Source organism: Ruegeria sp. (assembly GCF_028066395.1).
GTDB lineage: Bacteria > Pseudomonadota > Alphaproteobacteria > Rhodobacterales > Rhodobacteraceae > Ruegeria.
Genome location: NZ_JALCBM010000005.1, coordinates 86,124 through 110,021, shown reverse-complemented (window position 1 = coordinate 110,021; position 23,898 = coordinate 86,124). Strand labels below are relative to the sequence as shown.

The 23,898-nt window shown below is 56.9% G+C and carries 22 protein-coding genes; 8 read left to right on the top strand and 14 right to left on the bottom strand.

The window, feature by feature from the left end; all coding sequences use genetic code 11:
- The first annotated feature begins 5 nt into the window (after positions 1–5).
- A complete protein-coding gene (locus tag MPJ51_RS03260; protein WP_298381673.1) occupies positions 6–851 on the top strand; it encodes a fumarylacetoacetate hydrolase family protein in 846 nt (281 codons plus the stop codon).
- A 248-nt stretch (positions 852–1,099) separates the two neighbouring features.
- Here the strand turns inward: MPJ51_RS03260 and MPJ51_RS03255 are convergent, their stop codons facing one another.
- The 5 genes from MPJ51_RS03255 to MPJ51_RS03235 all read right to left on the bottom strand — a co-directional run bounded on the left by MPJ51_RS03255 (position 1,100) and on the right by MPJ51_RS03235 (position 6,380).
- Complete coding sequence (locus MPJ51_RS03255; protein ID WP_298381670.1) at positions 1,100–2,008, bottom strand: SMP-30/gluconolactonase/LRE family protein; 909 nt, start codon at positions 2,006–2,008, stop codon at positions 1,100–1,102.
- Complete coding sequence (locus MPJ51_RS03250; protein ID WP_298381668.1) at positions 2,005–2,964, bottom strand: ABC transporter permease; 960 nt, start codon at positions 2,962–2,964, stop codon at positions 2,005–2,007. Before MPJ51_RS03250 ends, MPJ51_RS03255 begins: the two co-directional genes overlap by 4 nt.
- Positions 2,961–3,887 carry an ABC transporter permease gene (locus tag MPJ51_RS03245; protein WP_298381666.1) on the bottom strand — a complete coding sequence of 309 codons (927 nt, stop codon included), beginning with the start codon at positions 3,885–3,887 and terminating at the stop codon, positions 2,961–2,963. The genes MPJ51_RS03250 and MPJ51_RS03245 overlap by 4 nt, the downstream gene beginning before the upstream one ends.
- Positions 3,884–5,290, bottom strand: a complete 1,407-nt coding sequence (locus tag MPJ51_RS03240; protein WP_298381664.1) for a sugar ABC transporter ATP-binding protein — start codon at positions 5,288–5,290, stop codon at positions 3,884–3,886. Before MPJ51_RS03240 ends, MPJ51_RS03245 begins: the two co-directional genes overlap by 4 nt.
- 76 nt (positions 5,291–5,366) lie before the next feature.
- Positions 5,367–6,380 (bottom strand): ABC transporter substrate-binding protein, encoded by a 1,014-nt coding sequence (locus MPJ51_RS03235; RefSeq protein WP_298381662.1) that lies wholly within the window; start codon positions 6,378–6,380, stop codon positions 5,367–5,369.
- 224 nt (positions 6,381–6,604) lie between these two features.
- On the opposite strand from MPJ51_RS03235, the gene MPJ51_RS03230 reads away from it, so the two are divergent.
- Both MPJ51_RS03230 and MPJ51_RS03225 read left to right on the top strand, forming a co-directional pair.
- Entirely contained in the window at positions 6,605–7,795 is a 1,191-nt protein-coding gene (locus MPJ51_RS03230) for an ATP-binding protein (RefSeq protein ID WP_298381660.1), read from the top strand.
- Positions 7,792–8,523: a response regulator transcription factor gene (locus tag MPJ51_RS03225; RefSeq protein ID WP_298381658.1), complete on the top strand. Its 732-nt coding sequence runs from the start codon at positions 7,792–7,794 to the stop codon at positions 8,521–8,523. The genes MPJ51_RS03230 and MPJ51_RS03225 overlap by 4 nt, the downstream gene beginning before the upstream one ends.
- A gap of 423 nt (positions 8,524–8,946) precedes the next feature.
- Here the strand turns inward: MPJ51_RS03225 and MPJ51_RS03220 are convergent, their stop codons facing one another.
- The 9 genes from MPJ51_RS03220 to MPJ51_RS03180 form a co-directional block, all read right to left on the bottom strand.
- On the bottom strand, positions 8,947–9,987 hold the full coding sequence (locus tag MPJ51_RS03220) for a DctP family TRAP transporter solute-binding subunit (protein ID WP_298381655.1): 1,041 nt from the start codon (positions 9,985–9,987) through the stop codon (positions 8,947–8,949).
- 126 nt (positions 9,988–10,113) lie between these two features.
- Positions 10,114–11,397, bottom strand: coding sequence for a TRAP transporter large permease (locus MPJ51_RS03215; protein WP_298381652.1), 1,284 nt, complete (start codon positions 11,395–11,397; stop codon positions 10,114–10,116).
- Between the two features lie 22 nt (positions 11,398–11,419).
- Complete coding sequence (locus tag MPJ51_RS03210; RefSeq protein WP_298381649.1) at positions 11,420–11,905, bottom strand: TRAP transporter small permease; 486 nt, start codon at positions 11,903–11,905, stop codon at positions 11,420–11,422.
- A 219-nt stretch (positions 11,906–12,124) separates the two neighbouring features.
- Complete coding sequence (locus tag MPJ51_RS03205) at positions 12,125–13,213, bottom strand: alanine racemase (protein ID WP_298381646.1); 1,089 nt, start codon at positions 13,211–13,213, stop codon at positions 12,125–12,127.
- A 10-nt stretch (positions 13,214–13,223) separates the two neighbouring features.
- On the bottom strand, positions 13,224–13,916 hold the full coding sequence (locus MPJ51_RS03200) for a TetR/AcrR family transcriptional regulator (protein ID WP_298381642.1): 693 nt from the start codon (positions 13,914–13,916) through the stop codon (positions 13,224–13,226).
- The gene (ugpC, locus tag MPJ51_RS03195) at positions 13,885–14,973 is read right to left on the bottom strand and encodes a sn-glycerol-3-phosphate ABC transporter ATP-binding protein UgpC (RefSeq protein ID WP_298381713.1); all 1,089 of its coding nucleotides are present in this window, start codon (positions 14,971–14,973) and stop codon (positions 13,885–13,887) included. The genes MPJ51_RS03200 and ugpC overlap by 32 nt, the downstream gene beginning before the upstream one ends.
- Positions 14,973–15,803, bottom strand: coding sequence for a carbohydrate ABC transporter permease (locus tag MPJ51_RS03190; protein ID WP_298381640.1), 831 nt, complete (start codon positions 15,801–15,803; stop codon positions 14,973–14,975). The genes ugpC and MPJ51_RS03190 overlap by 1 nt, the downstream gene beginning before the upstream one ends.
- Positions 15,803–16,726 (bottom strand): sugar ABC transporter permease, encoded by a 924-nt coding sequence (locus tag MPJ51_RS03185; RefSeq protein WP_298381638.1) that lies wholly within the window; start codon positions 16,724–16,726, stop codon positions 15,803–15,805. The genes MPJ51_RS03190 and MPJ51_RS03185 overlap by 1 nt, the downstream gene beginning before the upstream one ends.
- A 102-nt stretch (positions 16,727–16,828) precedes the next feature.
- Positions 16,829–17,989 carry a sugar ABC transporter substrate-binding protein gene (locus MPJ51_RS03180; RefSeq protein ID WP_298381636.1) on the bottom strand — a complete coding sequence of 387 codons (1,161 nt, stop codon included), beginning with the start codon at positions 17,987–17,989 and terminating at the stop codon, positions 16,829–16,831.
- A gap of 374 nt (positions 17,990–18,363) precedes the next feature.
- Between MPJ51_RS03180 and MPJ51_RS03175 the strand changes: the two genes are divergently transcribed.
- From MPJ51_RS03175 to MPJ51_RS03155, 5 genes are all read left to right on the top strand, one after another.
- Positions 18,364–19,431: an amidohydrolase/deacetylase family metallohydrolase gene (locus MPJ51_RS03175; protein ID WP_298381634.1), complete on the top strand. Its 1,068-nt coding sequence runs from the start codon at positions 18,364–18,366 to the stop codon at positions 19,429–19,431.
- Between the two features lie 16 nt (positions 19,432–19,447).
- Positions 19,448–20,896 carry an aldehyde dehydrogenase family protein gene (locus MPJ51_RS03170; protein ID WP_298381631.1) on the top strand — a complete coding sequence of 483 codons (1,449 nt, stop codon included), beginning with the start codon at positions 19,448–19,450 and terminating at the stop codon, positions 20,894–20,896.
- A 17-nt stretch (positions 20,897–20,913) separates the two neighbouring features.
- The gene (locus MPJ51_RS03165) at positions 20,914–21,420 is read left to right on the top strand and encodes a RidA family protein (RefSeq protein ID WP_298381629.1); all 507 of its coding nucleotides are present in this window, start codon (positions 20,914–20,916) and stop codon (positions 21,418–21,420) included.
- Positions 21,401–22,252 (top strand): fumarylacetoacetate hydrolase family protein, encoded by an 852-nt coding sequence (locus tag MPJ51_RS03160; protein ID WP_298381627.1) that lies wholly within the window; start codon positions 21,401–21,403, stop codon positions 22,250–22,252. Before MPJ51_RS03165 ends, MPJ51_RS03160 begins: the two co-directional genes overlap by 20 nt.
- Positions 22,253–22,282: 30 nt before the next feature.
- The coding region (locus tag MPJ51_RS03155; RefSeq protein WP_298381625.1) for a GMC family oxidoreductase N-terminal domain-containing protein at positions 22,283–23,898 on the top strand (1,616 nt) is incomplete at its 3' end.

Below are 23,898 nucleotides of genomic sequence, written 5' to 3'. Positions count from 1 at the left end.
CACAAATGAAACTACTTCGCTTTGGCCCCCTTGGTGCGGAAAAGCCGGGCCTTTTGGATTCCGAAGGCGCAATACGTGACCTGTCCGGGGTCATCGGTGACGTCTCAGGCGACATGTTAAGCGATGCGGGATTGGCGCGGCTGAGGGATGTTGATCCATCAACACTTCCCCTGGTCGAAGACGCGCCCCGTCTGGGGCCCTGTGTCGGACATGTGGGGAAATTCATCTGCATTGGCCTGAACTACGCCGATCACGCCGCTGAAAGCGGCATGGCGCTGCCAGAGGAACCCGTGATCTTTGCCAAGGCCACATCGTCGATTTGTGGTCCGAATGACGACGTTATCATCCCGCGTGGATCGAAGAAAACCGACTGGGAAGTCGAACTGGGCGTGGTGATCGGAACAGAAGCGAAATACGTCTCGGAAGAGGACGCCCTGAACCATGTTGCAGGGTATTGCGTGATCAACGACCTCAGCGAGCGCGACTTTCAGATGCACCGCTCGGGTCAATGGATCAAGGGGAAATCAGCCGACACCTTTGGCCCGATTGGGCCATGGTTGGTCACACGGGATGAGATTGCCGACCCGCAGAACCTGTCGATGTATCTGGAGGTGAATGGCCATCGGTATCAGGACGGTTCGACCAGAACGATGCATTTCGGGGTGGCGACCATTGTATCACATCTCTCACAATTCATGTCCCTGCAGCCGGGTGACGTCATTGCAACCGGGACACCGCCGGGGGTTGGTTTGGGACAAAACCCACAAATCTACCTGCAACCGGGCGACGTGATGGAATTGGGAATCGCGGGGCTGGGGGTGCAAAGACAGGTCGTTCGTCCCTGCGATTGAGCCAAGGTGAATTATCACGTCAAATCCAGCGCGCTTAGGGACCCTTCCAGCGACTGGGTCGGTTCAGTTGTGTTTGAGGTCAGCCCAAAGGGATAGCTGTAGGCCACTAACGACGCTCAAGTATGTCCAAGGTTTTCGGCCGCCCGCCGCAGGGCGGTCCATATCGAACGGGGACCCCCTTGAGAAAACGGATTGGGTGAGAGGGTCAACGCAAGGTTTCGCAACGTCCCGCAGAACGGAGAGGGTCTTTACACCCCAGCCCCGGTCGCATTGACATAGAGTGCATAGACGCTGGAGGTCGCGGTGATGAACAAAACATTGCCCCGCACCCCCCCGAATGTCAGGTTCGAGACCGTCTCGGGCACTTTCACCTTGCCCAGCAAATCCCCGGTTGGCGAAAACACGTGGACCCCATCCGCGGCAGAACACCAGATATTGTCATACTGATCCACCCGCAGCCCGTCGGGCAGGCCCGGTTCGATCTCGGCCAGATCGCGCATATCGGAGAGCTGCCCGTCCGGCGTCACGTCAAAGGCCCTGAGGACCGAGGGCACGGACGGATCGTGACTGCTGCCCGATTCAGCGACAATCAGGCGGGATTCATCAGCCGAAAAGGCCAGCCCGTTCGGCTGCACGAAATCGCGCAACACCGGCGTTATCTCAAGGGTTTCCGCGTCGACGCGATAGACGAAATTACCGTCTTGCTCGGAACGGGCACGGTAGCCTTCCAGATCCGAGGAAATGCCGTATGTCGGGTCAGAGAACCAGATCGACCCGTCCGAACGCACCACCACATCATTGGGGGAATTCAGCCGCCGGTTCTGATACGCGGCGGCAATGGTCGTCTTGCTGCCGTCATGTTCCGTGCGCATCACCGATCGGGTGCCGTGCTGGCAGGTCAACAGACGCCCCTGCCGGTCGCGGGTGTTGCCATTGGCATAGTCTGACTGCGCGCGAAACAGGCCGACGCCGTCCGATGTCCAGCGGTAAATATGCGCCCGTGGAATGTCCGAAAACAGCAGCATCTCATGCGCCGGAAACCAGACCGGGCCTTCGGTCCAGACATGGCCCGAAGATATCTGCGTCAATCCGATATTGAAATGGATCAGATCGCGGAACTCGGGCCGGATAATCTCGTAATGCTGTAAAACGGTCATGCGTCATATCCTTTCCGGCTGGCCAGGGTGACCACGCCCACAATCACAAGCCCTGTCAGGATGAGGCGAATTCCGGCCCCCAGACCGTAGGAATTCAGCATTGAGACGATCAGGAACATGAACAACGCCGCGCCCCAGATGCCCGGTACGTTCGAATTGCCGCCCCCGATCGAGGACCCTCCGATCACCACGACGGCGATGGACATCAGCATGTATTCGGTCCCCATGTTCAGATTGGCCCCGCCGGAAAAGCTGGCCAGCAGAAACCCGGTCAGCGCGGCGCAGATGGCCGAGTTGACATAGATACCGAACCGAACCGCGTTCACCGGCACGCCGCTAAGACGCGCGGCCCGCAAGTTCTGGCCGATGGCCGAAATCCAGCGCCCGGCGATGGCGCGTTCAAGCAAAAGCCAGGCGCAGATGGCCAGCGCGATCCCCACCACCGCAACATTGGGGATGCCAAGCGCCCCTCCGGTGGCGAAGTCGGCCAGCGGTTCGGGCGGTTTGATGCGCAGGCCCCGGTTCGACCAGATGGCCAGTGATTGATAGAGGAACGAGGCGGACAGGGTTGCGATGATTGGTGGGATGCGCAGCAGCAGGATCAGCAGGAAATTGACCACGCCGCAGCCGATGCCGACCCCGATGGCCACCAGCAGCCCGGGCAGGATCAGGGCGGTTTGCGTATCCATGAACTTTAGCGCCAGCGTTGCGGCCAAGGTCATCGTGGCCGGGATTGACAGGTCGATATTCCCGGGGCCAAGCGTGATCACCAGCATCTGGCCAATGCCCACAATGGCCGAGAAAGAGGCAAAGGTCAGCGCCGCATAAAACAGCGAGCCTGCGCCCGATCCGGCAATCAGACTGGTCGCGGCAAAGGTCAACCCGGCGGCGAGATAGGCCCAGAGCCACGGTTTTTGCAGCACTGCACGTATCGGGTTTGGCCGGGTGTCATTCATGCCGTCGCCTCCTTGCGGACAAACAGCAGCCGGACGGCCAGAACAAGGATCAGGATCGCGCCCTGCGCGCCGATCTGCCAGTCCGGGGACAGGCGCAGAAAAGACAGGAAGCTGGCGGCCAGCGTCAGGGTCAGCGCACCGATCACGGCGCCAAAGGGGGATATGCGGCCACCGACAAACTCACCTCCGCCAAGGATCACGCCTGCAATCGACAGCAACGTGTAGCGCAGGGCGATATTGGCGTCCGCCGCTGTGGTCAGCCCGACCAGACACATGCCCGCCAGCACGCCGAAAAGCCCGGCCAGCCCATAGGAGGTGGCACGCAGGCGGACAACGGACCAGCCCGCGCGCTCCATCGCGCGTTCATTGCCGCCGACGCCCTGCAGGATTACACCGATCCAGGACCGTCTGATCAGCAGATGCACGGCAAAGGCAATCACCAGCGGGGCGATCACCGCAATCGGCACCAGAGGCGTCTTGAGGGTCATAAGCGTTCTCAGCCATTCCGGTGAGGCCCCGCCGGGTGAGGGCAGGATCAAGACCGCCAGCCCGCCCCACACGAAAGACATGCCCAGCGTGACCACAATGGCAGGCAACCCGCGCAGCTGGATCAGCGCCCCAAGCGCGGCATAGGCAAGGATCGCGCCTGCCAGAATAGCATAGCCCAGCAGCGGCGTGTCATGAACAAACGTGGCCGTCACACAGGCGCAGAAACTGACGAATGTACCCACGGACAGGTCGATATCGTTGACCATGATGATCATCATCTGCGCGATGGTGGCCAGCGCCACGGGGATCGCCAGATTGAACAACAGGTTCAGGCCAAAATAGCTCATCGCGCGCGGTTGCAGATAGAACACTGCGCCCAGCAGAACGGCCAGAGACAGGACGGGCAGCAAAAGGCGCAAACGGTCACTGGTCAATGCGCGGCCTCCTGCATTTCGAACGAGGCGTGCAGGATGTTTTCCTCGGTGATCTCATCCCCTGTCAGTTCTGCCGCGATGTGTCCCGCGCGGAAAACAAAGACCCGGTCGCATTCAAGGATCTCGTCGGTCTCGGTCGAATACCACAGAAAGCTGCGGCCAGTGGCGGCCTCATCCCGGATCATCTGATAGACTTCTTTCTTGGTGCCCACATCGACGCCACGCATCGGGTCGTCCATCACCACAATCGGGGCGGACGAGGCCAGCGCGCGGGCAAACAGAACCTTCTGCTGATTGCCACCCGACAGTGACAGGATCGGGTTCAGCAGGTTGTCGGTGCGGATGCCGATGCGATCCTGCCAGCTTTGCACCAGCCCGGCCTCGCGCCCGCGATCCACCATCACTTTGCGGCTGAACTCGGGCAAGGTGGTCAGTGACAGGTTTTGCAGGATCGACCAGAGCGGCATTACCCCGTCGCGCGCCCGGTCTCCGGCGACGAAAACAACATCCGGTTCCGAGGTGGATTTCCATTTCGGCGCATGATCGAAGTAAAGCTGCGCCAGCGCCTCGGCCTGACCATGGCCTGCCAGACCGGCAAGGCCCACAATCTCACCCGCGCGCGCGTTCAGCCCGTTTGGGCTGCGCACAACCTCGGCCCCCAGCGTCCTTGCTGTTTGGTCGGTATCTGCACTGTCATCATCGGGGGCCACATGCCCCATCGCATCGACGATCGAGCTGCGGGTGAAGGCACTGGCATGCTGGTCATCAACGATCCGGCCATCTTTCATGATGATGATCCGGGTCGAGACCTCGAAAATCTCACCCATCATATGCGAGATGAACAGCACCGCACCGCCCGCTGCGCAGAACCGTTTGATATGATCCAGCAATTGCCGGGCGATGGCTGCGTCCAGAGACGAGGTCGGCTCGTCCAGAATAACAAGGCTGGGTTCCCGGTCGCGGTCGGCGAAGGCGATGGCGATCTCGACCATCTGGCGTTCGGCGATGGTCAGATTGCCCACGGTTGCACCGGGGCGGATGCCATGGCCGGGAAAGACCAGATCAAGCGCATCAATCATCTTTTGCCGCGCGGCCCGCCGCCAGCCTTTGCGCGGCATCGTGCGATAGGGGATGCGCAGGTTTTCCAGAACCGTCAGGTTCGGGCACAGCGACAGCTCTTGAAACACGCTGCGCACACCGGCGTTTTGCGCGTTCTGGCTGTTGCGCAGCTCACCAACGCCATCACGATAGCGCACGGCCCCTTGCGTCTGCGTCAGCCGTCCGTTGATCACATTGGCTAGGGTCGATTTCCCGGCCCCGTTGTGACCGACCAGCCCGATACATTCGCCCGCGCTGATGGTCAGAGACGCGGCGCGCAAGGCGTGAACAGGCCCAAAGGACATATGGGCCTGTTCCAGTGTGACAACCGGCGCAGATGTTGCGCCGGGTCCCGTATTTCTTTCGTCCCCCACTGCGGTGTTACTTGGCAGCGGCGATCACGTCTTTGGCCTGATCCTGCGTGTATTCCACATTGGCGACCGAGCCCTTGGGCGTGGTCTTAAGCGCATCAACCAGATCGTCTTGCGTGACTTTCAGAAACGGCACGGTCAGGTCCTTGGGCACATCCTGCCCATCCAGTATCTGCTGCGCCACCCAGAAGGCCAGCGTGCTGACGCCCGGTGCGATGGACAGCGAGGTGGTCTCATACCCGTTTGCGGCCTGTTCATCGGCCCACCATTGCAACTCGTCCTGACGGTTGCCCATGACGATGGTCGGCATTGGGCGATCCGTGGCTCCGATTGCCTGCGCCGCACCATAGCCGTCACCGCCTTGCGTCACGACGCCCACGATCTCGGGCAGGCTGGGTAGGATACCGGCCACTGCCTTTTGCGCCACGTCCTGCGCCCAGTCCCCATGGACCGAGCCGACGATTTCGAAATTGGTGTTTGTCACCTCGTCATGAATGCCGGCGCTGATCTCGTCATCGACAAAGACGCCCGCCAGGCCGCGGATTTCCAGCAGGTTGCCGCCATCCGGATACCGTTCGGCCAGGTATTTCACCTGCTCGCGCCCCATCTGCTGAAAGTCCACCGCGATGCGCCAGGCGCAGGGTTCCTGCACGATACCATCGAAGGAAACCACCGTGATGCCCGCATCGCAGGCCGCTTTGACCGCGCCGTTGATTGCGGTTGGTGAGGCCGCGTTGATGACAATGGCGTCATAGCCCTGCAGGATCATGTTCTGAATCTGTGCGGCCTGCTCGGTGGCCTGATTTTCCGAGGTCGTGAACGCATCCGCAGCCGCGACAACCCCGTCGGTGACCGCCTGATCGCCATTCTTCTGCCAGCTTTCCAGCATCGCCTGACGCCATGAATTGCCAGCATAATTGTTCGACAGAGCGATGCGTTTATCCGATGTATCCGCTTCGGCAACGGGGGCTGCAAAGGTTATGATCCCGGCCGCAGCGCCGAGCAGTATGGCCTTCAATGTCATTTTATCCTCCCAGAGCGGCCCAACCGCCGCGCGTATGTTGTGCCGGTCCATCAGGGCCGACGCGGTAAGGATTCCCTGACCTTCGCCATCAGGTAAGAGTAAGACGCGCGCATTGATTGCGGAAACCCGCAAACACGCTGCGGAAACCCGCATGACAGCGCAGCGCGGCAATTCTATACTCAATCCCGCCGGTCGCCACGGACCGGTCTGCTGAAAGCGTCCTGATGGCCGATCTTGCCTATTACCTGCGGATATCAAACCACCTTGCGGGCAATCTGGATATCAAATCCGCGCTGCGCTCGGTCAAATCCGAGATCGACCGCATCCTTGAGGTCGATCACTTGGACGTCTGCCTGATCGACGACAAAGGCTATTGGAACACCAGTTACGAGGTCGGCCTGCGCACCAGTTGGAGCCGCACCCGCGCGCCTGTCGAGGTCTCGCCGGTGCGGGATATTCTGCGCGGCGATTGCGATTTCCTGCTGACCGGCAATGCGCTGGACGACCCGCGCTATGTGTTCGATGGGGCCGATTGCGAACCGATCCTGAAATACAACATGCGCAGCCGGGTCAATGTGGCGATGAAGGTGCTGGGCCGGACGATCGGTGCGTTGAACTGTTCCTCGCAGAAACCGGATTTCTACGACCAGAACGCCGTCGATCAGGTGCGCAACATCGCGGATATCCTTGCCCCCTATTTCTATGCCTTGCGCGCGAATGAACAGGCCAGGCGCGAGGCGATCATGCGGGCCGAGTTGCAGGCCCGGGAAGAAGGGCTGCGGCTTGGTGCGCTCAGCCTGACCGACGCGCTGGAGCTGGAGCGGCAGACAATCGGCATGGACCTGCACGACCAGACCCTGGCGGACATGACAAGGATCAGCCGTGATCTTGAAAGTTGCAAAACGCGCGAGGATATCGAAAACCTGCGCGGCAGCGTGCAGAACTGCATTCAGGGTCTGCGCGAAATCATCGACACCTCGATCCCATCTTTGCTGGAACTGTTCGGGTTTCAGCACGCGGTGCGGACCCATCTGGAACGGGCCATCGGGGCCGACCAGCAGATCGAGATTGACGTGCGCGACCTGACGCATGGTTTGATCGACCGGCTGCCGCAGGCCAAACGCATTGCGTTGTTCCGCATCGCGCAAGAGGCAATCAACAATGCAGTCCGTCACGCACACGCCAGCCGGATTGAGGTCGAGATTGAATGCCGCGACGGTCTGCATCTGCACGTGCGCGACAATGGGCGCAGCAAGATGGCGGTAGAGACAAAACAGGCGTCGGGCGGGTTGACCCATATGCGCACCCGCGCCCGGCTGATCGCTGCGCAGTTCGACATTTGCTATGACAGCGGCACCCGGATCTGTGTCTGCCTGCCGGTCTCGGAATGTCCGCAAAGCGAGGGGGTGGCATGAAGGTCCTTCTGGTCGAAGATGACGCGATGCATGCCAATTATCTGCTGGAACTGGTGCAGGAGGCATTGCCCGAAGCCACGGATGTCGCACTGGCCACCAACGGGCGCGAGGGCGAGGAACAGGCGCGGCGGGATGCGGTCGAAGCCATCGTCATGGACCTGCGCATGAAAGAGCGCAACGGCATTGAAGCCGCCCGAACCATCTGGTCCGAACGCCCCGCCACGCGCATTCTGTTCTGGTCGAACTATTCCGATGAGGCATATCTGCGCGGCATCGCAAAGATCGTCCCGAAAGAGGCCGCTTATGGGTATGTCCTGAAAACCGCAAGCCCCTCGCGCATGCATCTGGCCCTGCGCGCGGTTCTTGTGGAAGCGCAGATCATGGTTGATCGTGAAATCCACCAGATCCAGCGCGATCAGAGCCGCTCGGGCGAGGCGCTGACCGAGGTCGAGCTGGCCATCCTGTCCGATCTTGCACTGGGCTTGCCGGACAAAACCATCGCCCTTCGCCGCAAGCTGGCCTTGCGGACGGTACAGAACCGATTGTTGTCGATCTACGAAAAGCTGGATGTCGGCGATCTGCCATTTGATGGCCGGGACATAGCCATCAACAAACGGGTGCGGGCGGTGTCCAAGGCAATGACGTCGCAAATTCTGAACCGCGAAAGCATCTCTTCCGCCGAAAAGGAATTGGGGACCTGGCTGCAGCGCCGGCAGGCAATTCCCTAGATGGCGCGCTGACTTTGGAAAACAGCGCCTCAACCCTGGCATCGACGCCGGGGCTTTGTTCCCGCGATACGGGGTTTTTGACGCAAAATATCTGAACGTCTTGCACGCTCAGGACACTCGAACTGATCGAGGGTGCGGTTCGATCAGAAGGCGTGCCTTGGCATCGCCACCAAAACAGACATCGCACGCGGTTTCCGATGTTTAAGCCGCCCATCAGAGGCGATGCAATACGCATCATCGACTATCCGAGTCCGATTGGCCCTGGGTAAGATCGAAGGCAGAAAGCGCCACGATCGATGATATCTCCGCGCTTTCTGCCTTGGAATTTTCCAAGCGGCGCACTCAATCCTATTTGGATTGGGCGGTTAGTTCAGGCTTCACGCAACAATACGCCAAAGAAACGCATCCGTTCGTGACCAAAACTTATCGGGTATTGGACAATTGTTCTTTGAGAAGCCCAAGTAGCTTGGTTGCCTGCACATCGAGGTTTTCCTGCACATGCGCTTCGAATGCAGGTTGCGTTGCACTTTTCATCGCCTGCCGTTGCTGCGGCGTGAATGCAGTGACTTCCATCTTATCCACAAGACCCGCCAGACCGCGATCTGAGGCTTCGATGATCCGGGACAGACCTCTGCTTGCCGCAATACAAGAGGTAGCCGCATAGCCAACAACGCGCTGTTCATTTTCGTTGAGCCCATCCCAGAAATCCCTGTTCAGGATAAACGTGTACGGCGAGAAAAGATGGTTGGTCAGAGTCAGGTACGGCTGCACTTCGGAAAAGTTGGAAAACGAAATTATCGGGATCGGATTCATCTGCCCGTCGATCGTCTTTGTTTGTAGCGCAGAATATACTTCTCCCCATGGTAGCGGATACGCTTCGGCACCCAGGGCTTGCACAATCTTTTGATGGGACGGCAGGGTCATCGTGCGGATACGAACATTTTTGAAGTCATCCAGCGTTTCGATCTTCCGCTTGGAGTTGGTTACGGCAAAGAAGCCGCCCGTATCCGGGAAACCCAGCACAACCACATCGCCAAGAGCATTTTCAATATCCCTCGCCAGAGCGTTCCCGAATGGACCATCGAAAACTTCGTATGTCATCGCATTGGAATCAAAAGCAAACGGCATGTTCAGCACATCGATTCTGGGATAGTAGGACGCAAGAGGCCCTGTAGAAGACAGTGTCGCCTGTATTACGCCATCACGGACAAGCTGAACGTGTTCTGTCGCGGTTCCCAGCGCCGCTGACGGGAATATCTCTACTTCAACGGCACCGTTTGTATCCGCCCCCACAATGTTTGCAAAAACGGCGGCACAGGCGTGCGCCGGGTTGTCGAATGGGTCAGGTTTCGTGTCGTGACCGAACTTCAGGGTTTTGGTCTGTGCGAAGGTTGCAGTTGCAGCAATGGTGCTTACAGCGATCAAGCAAGCAAGAAACGCCGACCTGCGACTAGAATTCATCATTCTCTTTTCCTTCCTGATGGAACTGCCTGCGCAGCGGGTTCACCAAGGTCGCCCAGGCAAGTATATTACTGACTAGTCAGTTTTATTTTTGCTCTGATGTTCTCCCTTACGCTGTGTCATGTTCGCTTATTCCAAAAACCCAAGTACAGTGGGCAAAAAGAGCGCAATATCTTCGAAGAACGCAACCACGAACAGCACACCAAGTTCTGCCAGCAGAAATGGCCACAGTTTTGCTGCTATCTTCTCAAGCCCCTCCCCGGTAACTGAAGACAGTACAAACAGGCAGGCACCGACCGGGGGTGTCATCAGAGATATGTTCAACGCCAGAATAAAGATAATTCCAGCGTGAATGGGCTCTAGCCCAATTTGCAGAACCAGAGGTGTCAGAACCGGAGCAAGCAGAATGAGGATCGCAGTGATGTCCATCAGCATCCCGATTGCCAGCAAGATGGCAATGATCAGGGCGACGACAACATACCTGTTTCCTGACAAGCTTAGGACGGTTTCCGCGATCTCTTGAGGCAATCTGCTGAAGCTCATCCACCATCCGAAGATATTCGCAAATGCAATAATTGCGAAGACAATACCGGTGATGCGCGCGGTGCGAACAAGCATTCTGAACAAGGTACGTAAAGTCAGCGCCTTGTAGACAATTACCCCAAGGAAAAGAGAGTAAGCGACAGCCAAAGAGGCTGCTTCGGTGGGCGTGACGACACCCCCAAGAATACCCCCTAGAATGATTACTGGGAGCATCAGTGCGGTCAGCGAGTCCGTGAAGGCTTGACGGATTTCGTTCAAGGACGCTCTTCGTTCAGCGCGCGGCAGGCATTGCGAGGAGCCACCAATTGCAATGACCAACATGCACGCGACACAAATTAGCAGGCCGGGTAGCACACCTGCTGCAAACAGGCCGCCGATAGATACCCCCATCAAAGAGCCGTAGATTACCATTATCCCAGAAGGTGGGATCGTGGGCCCGATAATTGATCCCGCGGCGGTCACGGCGCAGGCGTAGTCGCGACTGTAACCCTGCCGAACCATCTCGGGGACAAGAGTCCGGCCGAACGCGGCCGCATCTGCTGTTGCCGCTCCTGTCAATCCGGAGAAGAAGACAGACGCCATCATATTTGTATGTGCCAGACCTCCCCTAAAGTGGCCAACGAGTACATTTGCCAGGCGGACCAATCGGGATGTAATTCCGATATGGGACATGATCTCACCAGCAAGGATAAAGAATGGCATTGCTAAAAAGGGAAAAATATTTAGCCCATTGAACATCTTGGAAGGGCCCAAGGACGTGAATTGCATTCCGCCGAAAGTCGAAAGACCAACAACACCTGCAATGCCAATCGCAAACGCTATGGGCATCCCAAAGATCAAGAGCAGGACAAGTAGGAAGACAACAGCCATAACTTACGCATTTTCCACTTGATCAGTCGCCCCCGGTCGACCCCGAATCCCGGAGAGCCACAAGGATAATTTGCAGCAAGCACAAAGCCGAGGCAGTCGGCACCGCTGCAAAAGGCAGAGTAAGTGACATACCAAATATCATTGCCTGCCGACTGGCACCTCCGATTGCGAAATCAACGCCAAACCAAAGCAGGTAAGCAAACAACATCGCAGCGAGGAAATCCGAAACAACGCCGATGACACGACGAACCCGTGGCGGGGTTCTGCCGAGCACCGCAGTCATGCCAATATGTTGTCTTCGCGCAATTCCTGAAGAAATTGCCAGTAAAGCCACCCAGATCATCAGATATCTGGCAAGCACCTCAGGCCACGGCAATTGCCAGTGAAACAGGTATCGATCCATTACACCAATCCACACATCCAGGACCAGGACCGCCATCAATGCACCGACAACAGCCTCAACCAGGCGGTTTAATCCATTGCTTAATTTGCCTGCCTGATATCGCATAACTGTGTTGGCCCCTTTTCCAAGTGACGGTGAAATCGGCCGCAGGTTTGTGTGCAACGTTCTACATGACGCAATTGCATTGAGTCAATAGTTACTGACTAGTCAGTCGATATGGCGAGAAATATGCCTCCGGTTTGAGCATTGCAGCGTCTAGATGGCGTAACCGGCAAATGGACCGCGTTCCCCGCTCTGCCCTGTCAGGCTAAACTTGGCTCGCCTTCACAAAACAGTACCCCGGGCTTCGACCCTTTGTTCGCACACCCAAAATTCGCCCCGAACGAACTGCACGTGATCTACGAGGTTTGAGATTACACAGGCATGATTTGGGATAATGCACAGTTGTTCGCCCACATTTGGACGTTTGTTTTCAGGGAACCGCAAATGCCCATGTTCCTCGCTAAGCGCGAAGACGGTGGCGTCGGGCCGGTCGCGTACCATCCCGTACCCCTCAAGCCCGAACAAATCGGATGACAGCGATTTGCTGCCCGCATCCGTAATGGCCCGTGACGCGGTTGGGGTGCTGACGACCGTGGTAAAAACCGTCAAAGCGCAATCCCTTACGTCCGAGGCACCGCAGGCAACCAGCGAGCGGTCGTTGTAGATGTAACTACCGGCGCGATACTCTGTTAAGTTTTCATTCGCACGCACCTGAGGCATGTCTGGTGAGCCGCCCGACGACAGGACCGAAGGTGTCAGGCCCGCTGCGCTTGACGCGGAACCGCAACTCGTCAAAAAGTGCTGCGCCTCCCACCATGCGCCGGGTGCGGGATAGACCATGAAACCGGCAAATGTCAGCCCCGGCGCGTCTTCGGTTTTTCGCGCCAATGCCACTGCAAGCTCGATATCGCTTACTCCGCAACGGCTCAGACCACCGTCAATTTCGATCAGAACACCTAACGGCTTGGCCGCCGTTGAAAAGGCCGCGCTGAGCCCCTCGATAACTGTTGGGTTGTCTGCAACTGTCTGAACGTTGACGCGCGCGGCAAGTGCACGCAATCGGTCCAGTTTTTTCTGACCCAGAATGTTGAACGAGATCAGGATATCCTCGATCCCGGCATCCGCCATCACTTCGGCTTCGGAAATCTTCTGAGCAGTGATGCCCCTGGCACCCAACATCATCTGGGCCTGTGCAAATGCAGGGATTTTGTGTGTCTTGATATGAGGCCGAAAATGGACACCCATTGATCTGGCAAGCTCTGCGCCTCGTACAAGGTTGCGCTCGACAACATCCAGGTCGATTACAACCGATGGCGTGTCAATGTGGCTTCTCCATGGAATATTTGTCGCTTTGAAATTCGAAAGAGGCATCGCGCTGGATTTAACCCTCCTTGTTCTTCAGATACCCGAGGATCACATCCGTGATGTGCTGCTTTCGAACTGCGACCGAGTCCGGCCCACCCAATGGCTTGTCGAACACAACGCTGAGCGTGCTCATGTTGGACAGGTAGAAATAGCCGAGCGCGACAATCGAGATGTAAAGCTCGGTCGAGTCGACATCCCCGCGAAAATCACCTTGCTCTGCCCCTTGTTTCAAAAGCGTTGCAAGGCTTTCCCGCAACGGTTCAAAGGATTTCCGGACGTTCTCCGACTTCTTCAGATGCTGCGCTTTCATCAGGTTTTCGTTGTTGACCAACGTGATGAAATCCGGATTTTTTGCGAAGTAATCGAACGTATGTTCGATCAGCCTGACCACACCCTCTTCGGGTTCAAAATCGTCCAGATAAAGTTCTGCGTTTTCTTCGCTCAGCTCTTGATAAAGCTGCTCCAGGACCGAGCGGAACAGCTCATCCTTCGACTGGAAGTGATGGTAAATCAATCCCTTCGAGAACTTGGATTTTGCCGCGATCTTGTCCACGCGCGCGCCATCGAACCCCGCAGTGGCGAACTCTTTCCGGGCTGCTTTCAGAATGTCCCTGGACTTTTTTTCCGGGTCCCGTCTTGTCTGCCGGGCAGCTCGGTTTGCCATAATGTGCTCGCTTTTAGTTAAGTCTTTGCTCGTTTGCGGTGTCAAACACATGCATCGTCTCGGTGTCCAGATGAACGTATAACTTGTCTGGGGCGTGTGCATGAAACCGGTTCTTGGTCTGAACTATAAACGGGGCTCCGGCAACGTCCAAAAGCAAATTGGTTTCGCAGCCTGTCTGCTCGATCAGTTCGATCGAGGCCCGCACGCCTTGCGACCCGTTTCGCTCGGCTGACGAGGTGACGCACAGATGTTGAGGGCGGATGCCTATCGTGACCGGCATATTCCGTTCTACCCGGGCATTTTGCGGCATTCGAAAAGACACACCCCCAAAACGAACCAAGGGCGTCTGATCTTCGCCGATTTCGACGACGCCGTCGAAAAAGTTCATTGTTGGTGCGCCGATAAAGCCCGCCACAAATTTTGTCATGGGCTTGTCAAAAAGCTCTAGCGGTGTGCCGACCTGCTCGATACGGCCCGCGTTCAGGACAACGATGCGGTCTGCAAGGGTCATCGCCTCGATCTGGTCGTGGGTGACATAGATCGACGTTGCGCCAAGCGCCTGATGCAGCTGCTTGATCTCGGCCCGCATATGCGTACGAAGCTTGGCATCCAAGTTGGACAGCGGTTCGTCAAACAGAAACGCCTTGGGATGGCGGACAATGGCGCGGCCCATCGCAACACGCTGTCTTTGTCCCCCGGACAGATTCTTGGGAAGACGCTCAAGATAGTCCTCAAGATGCAGGACTTTTGCAGCCTCACCGACTTCTTTTTCGATCACGGATTTAGGCTCGCCACGCAGGGAAAGCGAGAAGCCCATGTTTTCGGCAACCGACATGTGCGGATAAAGTGCGTAGCTTTGGAACACCATCGCCAGGTCGCGTTTTTGTGGGCTGACCTTGTTCATTCGAGAGCCGTCAATGTAAAGATCGCCGTCAGAGATGTTTTCCAACCCGGCAATCATACGCAGCAGCGTCGATTTTCCGCAGCCGGACGGGCCGACCAGCACAATGAATTCCCGGTCTTGTATCTCAAGGTCAATCCCATGCAGAACCTGCACATTGCCATAGGACTTGGTAAGGTTGTTGATCGAAATGGACGACATTATTTTACTCCTCCCAAAGACAAACCCCGGATCAGGTAGCTTTGGATCGAGGCAAACACGATTGCGACCGGAACTGTCGCAATAAGCGTTGCAGCCATGATGATATTCCACTCGGTTTCGTAAAGTGTGCCGGTCAGGAAGGCGATCTTGACCGGTGCGGTCTGAAGTGATCCCTCACGCAGGATCGTCAGGGAAATAGCATATTCATTCCAGCTGTTTACGAAGGTGAACAGTGATGTAACGGCAATGCCCGGCAGACAAAGCGGAAGGAAGACACGCCAGAACGATTTCAGGCGGCTTGCGCCATCCATCCAGGCGGCTTCCTCAAGCTCTTTGGGGATCGTGTCAAAATAGCTTTGAAGCATCCAGACCGCGAAGGCCATGTAGAACGCGGAATGCGCAAACACCAAGGCATTGAGGTCATTGATCATGCCCAGATACGCAAACAGGCGGAACAGACCTATGATCAAGACGATCGGAGAGATCATCTGTGTCACCAGCAAATAGGTCCGAAAGGCGCTTTGGCCGGGTATTCTCAATCGTGACAGGGCATAGGCCGCCGGAAGCGCAACCAGCAGCGATACCAGCGTCGCGCCAATGCTGATATACAGCGAATTCCCGATTGCCCGGCCAAACCCGCGGTCGACAAACAGTTCGACAAAATTCCCGAAGTAAAGCGTATCGGGCAGCCACTTCGTCTCGAACTGGAAGATTTCATCTTTCTGCTTCAAGGCGGTGGACAGCATGGTGGCATATGGGAACAGCACAACAATCAGCAGCGGCGACAGGCCCAGCCAGCAGAGAACCGAGTGCACGACTTTTCTGGGCATCAATTCCGCTCCGCCAGTTGCCGCGTCATGAAAAGGTACAGCACCGAGAACCCAAGCAGGACGAGGAACATCATTACGGATGCAGCGGCAGCGATATCCAGTTTGCCGAAAGCAAATGCCTGCTTGTAGACATAGGTGATCAGAATGTCGGTTCCGTTGGCTGGCCCGCCATTGGTCATGATCCAGATAATGGGAAACGAATTGAAGACATAGATCACGTTCAGCACAATCGCGATCTGCAAAAAGGGTTTCAGCATCGGAATCGTGATGCGTGTCAGGCTCTGCCACTTGGTTGCCCCATCCATCGCAGCAGCTTCGTAGAGGGTGACCGGGATTGAGGTCAGGCCGCCAAGGATGATCGTGACGGTGAAGGGGATGGAAACAAGAATTCCGACCAGAATTTCGATGGTGAAGGCACTGGTGGCCGTTGCCAGCCAGGGGTGGTTGTTGAACGGCAATCCAAGCTGCGTCAGCGCAAGGTTGAGCGTGCCGAAATCACCATTCACAACGAACCGCCAGACCAGCGCGGTCATGGCAAGCGACACGGCCCATGGCAACAAGACGATTGTACGCGCGATGGACCGGCCGTGAAAATCCTCGTTCAGGATGATGGCGACCGGAATGGCGATCAGCACTGTGCCGCCCACCACGGAAACCGTCCAAATGATCGTCTGATAGGTGGATTGGATGAAAATCGGGTCTTCGAAGACTTTGAAGAAGTTGCCCAACCCCTCAAAACCCTGGATTTTCCCGAAACGATTCACATCGCTGACCGCCATCCGAACGACTTCGAAAATCGGGTAGCCGATAATCACGAAAGACAGAAGAATGCTGGGAAGAATGAACGCCAGATTGGAAAACCCTTGTCCTGGCCGAGGCCGGGTGGCCTTCGTTGTAGCCGGGGTTGGCTTGGAACTTGTCATTGCACTCATCATTATCCCAACGTCGGTAGATGTTAATGTCACCCGGCGCGTTTGGTGAAATCCGCGCCGGGTGGCATAGTGCTTGGCCAAACGATAAGACGCTTACTCGTCGAGCAGAGCATTCATTTTTTCAGCCGCTGCGGTCAGGGCGACAGCCGGATCTTCTTCGCCGGAATAGGACTTGGCCAAAGCAGATTTCAGACTTTCAGCCATTTCTTCCCATTGGGGCACCAGTGGTGCGAACTTGGCAACCGGTGACATGTCCAGAAATACCGCCATGTTCGGGTCTTCGGTAAAATACGGTTCGTTCGACATCGAGTTCAGAACCGGAACGAACCCCTCGTTCTTGCCGAAAGCCAGACGGTTTTCATCATTGAAGAAGAACTCCAGAACCTCCATCGCTGACTCCTTCACGTCCGAGTCGGCGAGGATCGAAATGGTATCCGTCACGCCGTAGGTTGCGCGGTCAGTCGTGATCGGGATTTCAGCGATGCCGTAGTCCAGATCAGGTGCTTCGTCTGCAAGCTGAGCGTTCAGCCACGGGCCAGACAGAACAATGCCAAGCTTGCCTGCGGTGAACAGGTTCTGCAGGTCCTCGCGGTTGGAACTCAGAACGCCCGGTTGGGTAACGCCCGCCTTGATGAGGTCGATATAGTTCTGTGTCGCAGCCACGGCGGCGTCGGATGCAAACCCGCTGCGACCATCGTCATCCATGATGTCGCCCCCATGCGTCCACAACGAATAGAACCAGTATCCTTCAGTGTCGAGGCCCGAGCCCTGCACCCCGATCCCATAGATTTCGTCACTCAGCGCCGAGATTTTTTCAGCCGCAGCAAGTGTTTCTTCCCATGTGGTCGGCACCTCTACACCTGCCTGCGCCAAAAGGTCTTTGTTGTAGAACATGCCACGGGCAGACGCGGCAATCGGCAGGCCCCACGTCTGACCATCAACCTTCTGCAGGTCGAGAAAGGTTGGAACGAAAGTCTCGGCAAACCCGTCTGACATCAGATCATCGATCGGAGCCAAAGCACCATCAACGGCAAAGCCAGCCATCCATCGCGTTGCCATATGCGAGATGTCAGGCGCCGTCCCGGCGGAGATATCCGTAATAAGCTGCTGCTGCATTTCCGGCCAGGGCAGGTGTTCGACAACAACCTCGATATCGTCCTGGCTTGCGTTGAACTGAGCAGCCAGATCCTTGAAAAAAGGGCCGGTCTTGGTGCTGTATTCGGCAAATCGGACACGAACCGTATCCTTTGCCAAGGCAATCTGCGGCGCAGTTATTGCGAATGCAGCCGTGCTGGCAATTACGATTGCTGCAGCGCGCGATCTTGATGACATTTTCTTATGCATTGATCTCTCCCGTGTTGTCTTTGGTTCTCAGAGTAGCCTTTCCTGTGAATGCGCCGAGTCATGGACCAAGCGAGATGTGATGTCAATATTGACTGACTGGTCAGTACTGTGATAGATGCATTCGGAAGAGCAGAAAGTTGGGTTAATTTTCAAAAATCAGGCAAGAAACCACCCGAATCAAAGGCTTGGGAATGGATACGATCAAAGACGTTTGGATTAAGGGCGGAAAGGTTTTCGGCTCGAATGGTTCGCTCGCGCCTGATGGCGCAGTAGCGGATGTTCTTGTGAAAGACGGCAAGATCGCCGACGCAGGCAAAACCCCTCCCACGCCTGAAATACGGCAGATAGATGCGACCGGCAGCGTGGTAATCCCGGCCCTTACCGACATTCACGCACACATTTATTGGGGGGCCACGGCGCTTGGTGTGAAACCCGAACGGGCGGCAAGCCGGTCTGGCACGGCAACATTCGTGGATGCGGGCTCGGCCGGGGCGGCGAATATCCTGGGGTTTCAAGAATTCATTCACCGCCCAAGCCCATTCAACACGTTTGCGTTTTTGAACATCTCGTTTCCGGGTATCTACGGGTTTTCACCACGCGTCATGATCGGAGAAGCCGAGAACCCGAAATTGCTGGATGCGGAAACCTGTGCTGACGCAGCGCGTGAATTTTCGGATCTTGTTGTGGGCATCAAGGTGCGGGCAGGTCGGATAGCAGCCGGGGACAATGGGGATGGGGCACTCAGACGTGGTCTGAATGCCGCCGAACGCGCCGGCCTGCCCTTGATGTGTCACGTCGATCTGGAGCCGCCGCGCATCGTCGATATTCTCGACTCCCTGCGCCCCGGAGATATTCTTACGCATTGTTGTCGGCCCGAGCCGAACGCACCGATTGATGACGGCCAGATCAGGGATGCGGCCTGGAAGGCAAAAGAGCGGGGAGTCCTGTTCGATATCGGGCACGGCATGGGCAGTTTCAGTTTTCAGACCTGCCGTACCATGGTTGACGCCGGTTTTGTGCCCGACCTGATCAGCTCTGACATTCATTGCATGTCGATCAACGGGCCCGCCTATGATGTGCTAACCACGATGAACAAACTGCTGGCGCTTGGCGTCAGTTTCGATGCCGCGCTGGCGGCGACCACATCCCGCCCGGCCGGGATCATAGGTCATCCCGAATTGGGGCGGATTGAAGTCGGGCAAACCGCCAATATCGCGGTGTTGAAAGCCGACGGCGGGGCATTTCCGCTTTTTGATGTCTCGGGGGAACACATCGATTTTGAAGGCGCATTTAGCTGCCAGCACCTTATTGCCCGGGGGGCACTGGTGCCCCCTGCGGATATGCAAAACTGATGCCAGGCCAACTCTGATGCACTGTAAAACCTACCGAAACTTCATTGATGGCAACTGGCGCGATGCGCTTTCTGGGGATCAGTTCGAAACGCTGAACCCGGCGGACGACACGGTTGTCGGCCATGTGGCAAAAAGCGGTCGCATCGACGCGCAAGAAGCGATCAGGGCCGCGCGCAAGGGCCACGAAGCTTTGCAGCGCATGACGGTCTGGGAACGCTCGGCCCTGTGCGACGCCGTCGCCGATGAGGTGCAGAAACGCCGCGGTGATCTGGCCGATATCCTTGCCCGCGAGCAAGGCAAACCACTTTTGACCGAGGCATATGGCGAAGTTGACGCCGCTATCACAGGTTTTCGCGAGGCAGGCGAATTGGTCAAATGGATGGAGGGCGAATACATCCCAGTCGAAACGCCCGGTGTTCGTGCGATAAGCTTCCGCAAAGCACGGGGCGTATATGCCGTGATCACGCCCTGGAATTTCCCGGTCAATATCCCTGTAGAATACCTCGCGCCCTGTCTGGCGGCAGGCAATGGCGTTGTCTGGGTGCCCGCACCCACAACGTCAGCCTGCGCCGGGGTGCTGATGGAATGCATCGCCGCTGCAGGTCTGCCAGACGGTGCCATCAATCTGGTTCACGGGCCGGGTGATGTGGTGGGGGACGAAGCCGTTTCAAACCTGGGCACAGACGGCATCGGGTTTACCGGCAGCCCGCTCACGGGCGGCAAAATTGCCAAGCGCGGCGCAGGCAAGCCGATGCTGCTGGAGCTTGGCGGCAACGGTCCGGTGATCGTTTTGGACGACGCGGATCTGGACAAGGCGGCAGACGCGGCGGCCTTTGGCTGTTTCTTCAATGCCGGACAGGTTTGCGCCGCGTCCGGGCGCATTCTGACGACGCGCTCCATCCATCAGGCATTGGCCGAGAAGCTGACCGAACGCGCCCGGGCCATCACGGTTGGCAATCCCATCAAAGACAGCGTCACGATGGGGCCGCTCAACAACCCTTCGGTGATCGCAAAGATCGAAGAACATGTCGCCGATGGCGTGCGACTGGGCGGAGAGGTTTTGACAGGCGGCAGCCGCATCAAGGACCTCGGCTCGGACCAGTTCTTTGCGCCGACCGTCATTGACAACGTGCCGGGCGAAGCTTTGCTGAACACAGCCGAAACCTTCGGTCCCGTCGCCCCCATCATCGTTTGCGAAGACGATGATGACCTGATCCGCGTTGCCAACTCTGCGGGTCACGGGCTGGCCGCTGGCGTGTTTACGCAAGATCTGTCCCGGGCCTTCCGGTTCGGGGAAGAGATCGCCGCCGGACTTGTCAATATCAACAACCCAAGCTGCTACTGGGAACTTCACCTGCCATTCGGCGGCGCCCCGGGAAAATCAAGCGGCATCGGTCGTCTGGGCGGAAAGCACACGCTGCGCGCTGTGACCGAAGCCAAAACAATCACTTTCAACATTCAATAGGGAAAAGGGTCAGGGTCATGTCAAAGATCGAAGAACGTCTTGCCGAGATGGGAATTGAACTCCCTCGTCCGCCTCTTCCAGTCGCGAACTATACCTGCGGCACCGAAGTCGGTGAAATCGTCTATGTCTCGGGTACGGTCGGGACGAAGGTGGATGACAATGGTGAGGACTACAATCCATATCCCGGGCAGGCTGGAGACATCCCTTTTGAAGATGCCTACGCCTCGGCCCGTCTTACCGCAATCAACCACCTTTCGATGATCAAGCATGTCATCGGGGATCTCGACCGTATGGTTCGGATCGTGAAAATGGTGGGCTATATAAATGCCAAACCCGGTTTCAAAGACGCACCGCAGATCATGAACGGGGCCTCCGACTTCTGGGTCGAACTTCTTGGCGAAGAACGCGGCAGACATGCCCGTGCGGCCCTGTATCAGGACCAGCTTACCATTGACGCCCCCATTGAAATCGAAATGACCATTCAAGTTAAGCCAAGGGACGACCATGAAACTCCTGAGCTTTGAGCATGAGGGCCGCCCGACATGGGGTGTTCGGTCCGGTGACGCCATCGCCAATGTTGGGGCCGTTCTTGGCAGTCGCTTTGCAACGCTGAAAGACCTTCTCGGCACCACGGAATTCATCAAGGTCGCGCAGGCGGCCCTTTTGGAAGCGCCCGTTGTCGCCTTGCCTGATATCCGCCTGCTGCCGCCCATTCCAAATCCGGACAAGATCATTTGCGTCGGTCTGAACTACGAAGACCACCGGGTCGAAACCCAGCACCTTCCGACAATACATCCAACGCTTTTCAGCCGTTTTGCCGCGTCGCAATGTGCGCATGGCGACGCCATGATCGTTCCGAAAACATCCGATCAACTCGACTTTGAAGCCGAGCTTGTGGCGGTGATCGGGCAAGACTGCTTTGAAGTCCCCGAGGAGGATGCCCTGTCAAAAGTGGCCGGATACAGTTGCTACAACGACGGCTCGGTACGCGACTGGCAGACCCACACAACACAGTTTCTGCCGGGAAAGAACTTTCCGGCGACGGGGGCTTTTGGCCCATACCTTGTCACCGCCGACGAAATCGGCGACCCGCAGAATTTGGCAATCACCTGTCGGCTGAACGGAACCACAGTCCAGTCTGCCCGCACAGACCAGATGGTCCATAGTGTCGCAAGGCAAATTGCCTATATCACTCAATTCACATCCCTGACAGCAGGTGATCTGATCGTGACCGGCACGCCTGGCGGTGTTGGTTTCACCCGGACACCTCCGCTGTATTTAAAAGATGGTGATCTGGTCGAAGTAGAAATTGAAAAGGTTGGACTTCTCAGGAATCCTGTAAAAGCTTCAAGATAGATCGACAGAACCCGGAAAGTTGACCACCGAATGCGGCAGAAAACAGTGAATGAGACCCACATTCTGGAAGGTCGCTACGACTACATCATCGTAGGTGCCGGTACCGCAGGTTGCGTGCTTGCAAACCGCCTGAGCGAAAACCCGAAGCTCCGCATCCTTCTGTTGGAGGCCGGGGGGTCCGACAGTTATCATTGGGTCAAAATTCCAATCGGGTATTTGTATTGTATCGGCAACCCACGCACCGACTGGATGATGAAGACCGCCAATGAACCGGGCCTGAATGGCCGTTCGCTTGTCTATCCAAGGGGTAAGGTTTTGGGCGGCTGCACCAGCGTGAATGGCATGATTTACATGCGCGGGCAGGCTGTGGATTACGACCATTGGGCGCAGCTGGGCAACACAGGTTGGAGTTGGGAAGACGTCCTGCCCTATTTTATCAAATCAGAGGATCATCACTCGGGCGCATCGGAAATGCACGGTGGGGATGGCGAATGGAAAGTCTCCCGGCAAAGGCTGGACTGGGACATCCTGAATGCTGTTCAGCAGGGAGCCAAGGAATTTGGAATTATGCCGCGCGCGGATTTCAACGACGGCAACAATGAAGGGTCGGGATTTTTTGAGGTAAATCAACGCAATGGCGTCCGCTGGAGCACCGCCACCGGTTTCCTGCGACCGGCGCTCAAACGCGACAACCTGCGGGTTCTGAAACACGCACATACAGATTGCCTGCTACTTGACGGAAAAACCGTGAAGGGTGTGCAGTTCACCCGCAAGGGTCAGACCTTTCACGCCCTCGCCGATGCCGAAGTGCTGTTGGCGGCTGGGGCAATCAACTCACCGAAAATACTGGAGTTATCGGGTATCGGGAATGGAACCATCCTCTCTGATCTTGGAATCGAAACCCAACACGAAAGTCCCGGGGTCGGAGAAAACCTGCAAGATCACCTGCAGATAAGAACCGTCTTCAAGGTCAGAAACGCCAAAACACTGAATACGCTGGCGAACAGCCTGGTCGGAAAGACCCTTATTGGGTTGCAATATGCATTTACCCAATCCGGCCCGATGTCGATGGCGCCAAGCCAGTTCGGAATGTTCACCAAATCCAATCCGGCCATGGAAACACCTGATCTGGAATACCATGTGCAGCCGCTCTCAACCGACAAACTGGGGGACCCGCTGCACCCGTTCCCCGCCATAACAATGTCGGTTTGCAATCTGCGGCCCGAGAGTGTGGGCAACTGCCATATCCAGTCTACAAAGGTTGGTCAGCAACCCAAGATCCAGCTCAACTATCTTTCGGCCGACCGCGACAGGCAGATTGCCGTGGAATCCGTGCGCCAAGTACGCAAGATCATGACAGCAAAAGCCCTTGCACAATACAAGCCAGAGGAGATCCTGCCCGGCCCCGCTGTCCACTCGGATGAGGAGCTTCTTGAAAGTATTGGGGACATTGCAACGACAATCTTTCACCCGGTCGGGACATGCAGGATGGGGATGGATGACGCCGCTGTCGTTGATACGGAATTGAAGGTTCGGGGGTTGAATGGTGTTCGTGTGGTTGACGCCTCGATTATGCCCAAGATCGTGTCAGGCAACACAGCATCCCCTGTTGTGATGATCGCCGAAAAAGCGGCGGACATGGTGCG

Bases quoted from the DNA above. Each gene is read 5' to 3' on its own strand.
- MPJ51_RS03260 (WP_298381673.1), top strand. From the start codon at position 6: ATGAAACTACTTCGCTTTGGCCCCCTTGGTGCGGAAAAGCCGGGCCTT.
- MPJ51_RS03255 (WP_298381670.1), bottom strand. From the start codon at position 2,008: ATGACCGTTTTACAGCATTACGAGATTATCCGGCCCGAGTTCCGCGAT.
- MPJ51_RS03250 (WP_298381668.1), bottom strand. From the start codon at position 2,964: ATGAATGACACCCGGCCAAACCCGATACGTGCAGTGCTGCAAAAACCG.
- MPJ51_RS03240 (WP_298381664.1), bottom strand. From the start codon at position 5,290: ATGTCCTTTGGGCCTGTTCACGCCTTGCGCGCCGCGTCTCTGACCATC.
- MPJ51_RS03235 (WP_298381662.1), bottom strand. From the start codon at position 6,380: ATGACATTGAAGGCCATACTGCTCGGCGCTGCGGCCGGGATCATAACC.
- MPJ51_RS03230 (WP_298381660.1), top strand. From the start codon at position 6,605: ATGGCCGATCTTGCCTATTACCTGCGGATATCAAACCACCTTGCGGGC.
- MPJ51_RS03225 (WP_298381658.1), top strand. From the start codon at position 7,792: ATGAAGGTCCTTCTGGTCGAAGATGACGCGATGCATGCCAATTATCTG.
- MPJ51_RS03220 (WP_298381655.1), bottom strand. From the start codon at position 9,987: ATGATGAATTCTAGTCGCAGGTCGGCGTTTCTTGCTTGCTTGATCGCT.
- MPJ51_RS03215 (WP_298381652.1), bottom strand. From the start codon at position 11,397: ATGGCTGTTGTCTTCCTACTTGTCCTGCTCTTGATCTTTGGGATGCCC.
- MPJ51_RS03210 (WP_298381649.1), bottom strand. From the start codon at position 11,905: ATGCGATATCAGGCAGGCAAATTAAGCAATGGATTAAACCGCCTGGTT.
- MPJ51_RS03205 (WP_298381646.1), bottom strand. From the start codon at position 13,213: ATGCCTCTTTCGAATTTCAAAGCGACAAATATTCCATGGAGAAGCCAC.
- ugpC (WP_298381713.1), bottom strand. From the start codon at position 14,973: ATGTCGTCCATTTCGATCAACAACCTTACCAAGTCCTATGGCAATGTG.
- MPJ51_RS03190 (WP_298381640.1), bottom strand. From the start codon at position 15,803: ATGCCCAGAAAAGTCGTGCACTCGGTTCTCTGCTGGCTGGGCCTGTCG.
- MPJ51_RS03185 (WP_298381638.1), bottom strand. From the start codon at position 16,726: ATGACAAGTTCCAAGCCAACCCCGGCTACAACGAAGGCCACCCGGCCT.
- MPJ51_RS03170 (WP_298381631.1), top strand. From the start codon at position 19,448: ATGCACTGTAAAACCTACCGAAACTTCATTGATGGCAACTGGCGCGAT.
- MPJ51_RS03165 (WP_298381629.1), top strand. From the start codon at position 20,914: ATGTCAAAGATCGAAGAACGTCTTGCCGAGATGGGAATTGAACTCCCT.
- MPJ51_RS03160 (WP_298381627.1), top strand. From the start codon at position 21,401: ATGAAACTCCTGAGCTTTGAGCATGAGGGCCGCCCGACATGGGGTGTT.